Origin of the sequence: Henriciella sp. (assembly GCF_049649345.1) — a bacterium.
GTDB lineage: Bacteria > Pseudomonadota > Alphaproteobacteria > Caulobacterales > Hyphomonadaceae > Henriciella.
The window spans coordinates 1-4,438 of record NZ_JBARZC010000197.1; the positions used below are offsets into that span (position 1 = coordinate 1).

The window sequence follows — 4,438 nt, forward strand, 5'->3', positions numbered from 1 at the left end:
CGGGTCAGCTCAAGCCCGATGCCCGAACCGCCGCCGGTGACGAGGATGACAATCGATTTCAGGTCCAAGGCCATCTCTCCAAGCGCGGATGTCAACGCCAAGGTAGGCTTGTGAGATGGCCCGGTTCCACCGCTTGCGCCTTGCAGATCGTATCAAACACTTGCAGATCGGCTCAAAGCCGTTGCGTGGCACATGGCGAGCGTTTCTAGTGCAATGAGCGGAGGACGCGCGCGAAAGGCTGCCGGCATGCAGACGCAAGAGCGATCCCCGATCTACACATCCGCTGTCCTGTCGGGCCCGATCTGCGGGATGCTTGGTGTCGGCTGGGACGAGGTTCTGAGCCGGGCGGGCATCGTGGCGACCGAGCGCAACGACCGGGCCTTTTTGGTTTCAGCCGACGAATACCTGCGCCTCTGGAACGCAATGATGGATCTCTCGCCGCAGCAGGAGGTCTCTCGGCTCCTCGGATTACGCATGGCGGGCGGTCCCGCCATCCCGGTCCTCTTCGCATTGTCGACCGCGCCCGATTTCGAAACCGGCATCCACCGCATGGCAAAGTTCAAGAGCCTGTTCGGACCGATGCAGTTCATCGTATCGCGCAGCCCGTCGGAGTTTACCGTCCATGTCGCTCCCGACGTTCCCACGGTCACCTTGCCCGGCTCGTTCAGCAGCCCGCAGATTGTCTATCTGCACGCGCAGACGAATGCGCTGGCGCGCCTTGCGATCCGGCCCTTGCGGGTTTCCCTTCCCTTGCCGCAGGAAGAGCGCGAGCGGCTAGCCGACATCTTCGACCAGGTCCCCGTCCCGGGTGAGGCAACGCTGACCTATGCCCACTCCGACGCGCATGTGCCCTTCGTCTCCGAAAATCCCGAGCTGTGGCAGGCCACCGACGCGGACCTTGAAAGCCAGGCTATGATCCAGTCCAAGGTGCTGCCTCTGTCACAACGGGTCCGAGCGACGATTGTGGAGGCGTTCTCGATCACCGAACCGTCGATCGCACATGTCTGCAGCCGCCTGAAACTGAGCCGGAGCACGCTTCTCCGGCGCTTGAAGGAAGAGGGGCTGTCGTTCCAGGCGCTGCTGGACGAGACGCGCAAAGACCTAGCAATCCGCTATCTGGTCAAGAGTGACCTGAACAATCAGCAGATCGCGCATCTCGTGGGTTATCGCGACCCGAACGCATTTCAGCGCGCCTTTAGGAAGTGGACCGGAATGACACCACAGGAACTGCGCGCTGAGCAAATGTAGTCGAGGCGCACGAAGAAAAATAAACTTGTTATGGTTCAAGAGCTCTTGCTGGGAATGAACCGGCTCTCAACCCCGAGAGCGGCTACTTCGCCGCGAACTCGGGAGCGATTGGCCGACGCTCCTAGCAGGCCGCTGGGCAGTCTTCAAGATACCAACTCGTTGCCCCCATGAGGTTATGGCGCTATAGCCGCGTCGCGCCACTCATCGCGAAGTTCGGTGTCCGGAGAACATCGAGCGGGCGCGCGTCTTGACGCAAGGCGTCCGCGTGCAGCGGGTAGTAGCGCTTCAACGATTCCCCGGTGAGCAGCTTCTCGCGTAAGAACTCCTCCCACCCGTGATCCTTGAGCGTCTTCGCCACCATCTGCTCGAGCAGCGGGGCATCCAGGCGCTGCACCGCGTCAGCCAACGCATTGTCAAGCACCGCACCGCGACCGTCCGCCAAATGCGTGGCCTGCTCCTCGATCCGGCGATCGCGATGGGCACGATCATCACCCGCGCCCGACGGCTCATCCCAGAGAGCCTTGCGGACACTGCCAATGAATGACGCGATGTCCCACGAGACGATCGTCGAACTTGGTACCCGATTTGCCCGCTTGGATGCGCGATGCGCGATCCGAGGTCAGAGCGCGGCTAGCTTCTGCGCGACGCTGCGGTACAGCCCGAGGGTTCGGTCAGCCACGATCGGCAGGAACTCCGAATAATCCTCAAAAGTGAAACCAGGGAAGCACTGCCGGATCGCCGTTCGCGCATCTCGAGCTTCGTCGTTCAAGCCCATCTGGGTTAGCGCGAGAGCGTTGAAGATTGCGAGAGGCAGGAGTTCGGAGCTTGGCCCCGCTGCGGCACGACAGTCACCGTAGTCGCCCGAAAAGAAAGAGACACGCGCAACGGTGAACCGGCACCACTCTCGGGGCGTCGGATTCAGTTGCTGCGCTCTGTGAAGCATGTCCTTCGCAGCACGAAGATTGCCCGAGAGGGTAGCATACAGGTTCGCGCAGATGATCACGGCATCCGACTGGTTCCGGCCGATGGTCGCCGCGATCTCGAGAGCCGCCACCGCACCACCGATGTCTCCTGTACGCGCACGTGCGCTAGCACAATCACACAGTACCAGAGCGTCGTCCGGATCGAGGGCGTAGGCCTCTTCCAAGGCCTCCGTCTCTCGTGACAGGACCGCATCTGAAAGCGGCATCCCGAATAGCATGAAGGGTCGCTTGAGCATGATGGCCAGGGCAAGCCATGCGCGCGCGTTCGTGGGATCGAGCTCGAGAGACCTTTCGATGTGGGCAAACCCGCGCCGCGTATGCTCCTCGTCGCGCCGGCGTTCGCACGCGAGGGCGAGGACGTAGTGATCATAGGCATCAAGCTCGGAATCAGGCTTGCGTGCGGCCCGCGCTTCCTCCGCCCGCATGATGGGGCCGCGCCATGCGAACAGAGCATTGGTTGCCGCTGCCACCACTGTTTCCTGGTCGGCTTCGCGGAACATCTCGAACGCCCGAGAGCAGACCTGAACCCTCTCGGTATCTCTCACGGTGAGCCAGAGGCTCTTGGCGTCACCTCCGTTCGAAACGCCGCATTCCACCACGTAGTCAGGTCTTGTCCCATTCTCCGAATACGGGATGACGACAAACCCGGGGATCTCGGAGATCATGACCCGCAGTTGCCGTGCAAGCGGTGATACGAGGTCTTGCGAAGTATCGGTGAGCGCGACTGGCCGCACCGCCACGCTCGGACCGTGGAACTGACGCCTGCTCTCGGGGGCCCGCCTCTGGACAAGGACATCCCCAATGAGACGGAACCCGACACCGCGAACCGTCTCGATATAGCGAGGTTGACTGGCGTCATCGCCGAGCGCCGAGCGCAGATCGAAGATGTACTCCCGAACGAGGTCCGGCGTGACGTTGGTCTCGGCCCATACAGTCTGAAGGATCTCGTCGCGAGAAACGACTTGACCTCGGCGCTCGGCAAGACAGGTAAGAACAGCTCCGGCCTTGGCGGCCAACGGAACCACCTCCTGATCTCGCATCAGGGCGCTGTCGCGTTCCGAGTATATCCAGACACCCATCGCTTCACCCTGGTCACGTCAGGCTGCGCAGCCGAAAAAGCTGCAAGGCACAACCAAGATAATAGCATCGCGTGGCACAATCGTACGCAGGTTGTGTCTGAACGCTGACAGTCCGTGGGGGCGGAATCAACAAAAAATCAACGCAAGGAGGTGGCCCGCGTGAAATAACGTGTTCCGGATAGTCGATCGGCGGCGTCGGCCCGTTGGAGGCGCTGAACAGCGTAATTGACGAGTCTTCGTGGCGATCGCTCCTGAAAGCGCCCGGTGCAACCGCGGTCAAGCGAGGCGACCATGAGAATACTCGACAGTTCACCGTCTCTTGGCACCCCACCATTCGTTCGGGCCATCGTTGAGCGGCTGAACGGTCCGGGCGGCTACTACAATCTCGGCAATGCAATTGCCCTGTCCAGCGGCATCGCCTTCCAGTTTGTCAACACACCCGAGACCCAAGATCCTCTTGCACGCGTTGGCTCGTATCTTGTCGGAGACATTGGAGCGACTTGGCTGACCGTCTCGATGCTGTTTTTCTTTGCCTCCGGCGAAATGTACTACCGTGCCTGGGCCGGGCGGCAAGTCCCCGACGGCAGGCTGAACCGGCGCGGGGACCTCCTCTCGGGTTTTGGGGCGATCGCGCTTACTGTCGCCCTCATCCACTTCGGCGACATCGCCCTTGCAATCGTCGCAGGGACACTTCTTGCCGGCGGGAAGTTTGGAACAGCAATCCTTCCACCCGCAGTGTCTCCGGTAACCGGGAGACTCGACCTCAAGACTTGGCTTCGTGTTGCTGTCGTCGCAAGCCGCGTCCCTTCGCTCGCGGCGCTCAGCTTGGAGCTGGCGCGCATCATCCATGACAGAGAACCCGTCTCCAATGCGATCATGCCGTCGATCATGCTTGCCTGCTTCACACTCTGGCTATGGGCCGACGTCCTCCTCGTGCGCGGACAGCGACAGCCGTCTAGCCAAGACGACACCGATGGCCTGCGGTGAATACATTCCTGACACTTCTGGCGACCTTTTACATCTGTGATGCGATGGTCGCCGACGGACCTGTTGATCATGCGACTGAGCTTCGTTGCGCGGCAGCCTTCGAGACTCTCAAGATTGGTCTGCTGACCGACGAAGAGCGTC

The 4,438-nt window shown here is 61.3% G+C and carries 4 protein-coding genes and 1 pseudogene; 3 read left to right on the forward strand and 2 right to left on the reverse strand.

Annotation, left to right across the window (positions count from 1 at the left end; translation table 11 throughout):
• Window positions 1-246 precede the first annotated feature (246 nt).
• A complete protein-coding gene (locus WA989_RS04880; protein ID WP_424339386.1) occupies window positions 247-1,248 on the forward strand; it encodes a helix-turn-helix domain-containing protein in 1,002 nt (333 codons plus the stop codon).
• A 181-nt stretch (window positions 1,249-1,429) separates the two neighbouring features.
• Here the strand turns inward: WA989_RS04880 and WA989_RS04885 are convergent, their stop codons facing one another.
• On the reverse strand, window positions 1,430-1,690 hold the full coding sequence (locus WA989_RS04885) for a hypothetical protein (protein WP_424339389.1): 261 nt from the start codon (window positions 1,688-1,690) through the stop codon (window positions 1,430-1,432).
• Between WA989_RS04885 and WA989_RS04890 the strand changes: the two are divergent.
• A pseudogene (locus WA989_RS04890) lies at window positions 1,616-1,786 on the forward strand (IS110 family transposase); the annotation flags it as partial. The gene WA989_RS04885 and the pseudogene WA989_RS04890 sit on opposite strands and share 75 nt — an antisense overlap.
• An 81-nt stretch (window positions 1,787-1,867) precedes the next feature.
• Here the strand turns inward: WA989_RS04890 and WA989_RS04895 are convergent.
• Entirely contained in the window at window positions 1,868-3,310 is a 1,443-nt protein-coding gene (locus tag WA989_RS04895; RefSeq protein WP_424339387.1) for a winged helix-turn-helix domain-containing protein, read from the reverse strand.
• 291 nt (window positions 3,311-3,601) lie between these two features.
• On the opposite strand from WA989_RS04895, the gene WA989_RS04900 reads away from it, so the two are divergent.
• The gene (locus WA989_RS04900) at window positions 3,602-4,297 is read left to right on the forward strand and encodes a hypothetical protein (protein ID WP_424339388.1); all 696 of its coding nucleotides are present in this window, start codon (window positions 3,602-3,604) and stop codon (window positions 4,295-4,297) included.
• Window positions 4,298-4,438: the final 141 nt, after the last annotated feature.

Bases quoted from the DNA above. Each gene is read 5' to 3' on its own strand.
- WA989_RS04880 (WP_424339386.1), top strand. From the start codon at position 247: ATGCAGACGCAAGAGCGATCCCCGATCTACACATCCGCTGTCCTGTCG.
- WA989_RS04895 (WP_424339387.1), bottom strand. From the start codon at position 3,310: ATGGGTGTCTGGATATACTCGGAACGCGACAGCGCCCTGATGCGAGAT.
- WA989_RS04900 (WP_424339388.1), top strand. From the start codon at position 3,602: ATGAGAATACTCGACAGTTCACCGTCTCTTGGCACCCCACCATTCGTT.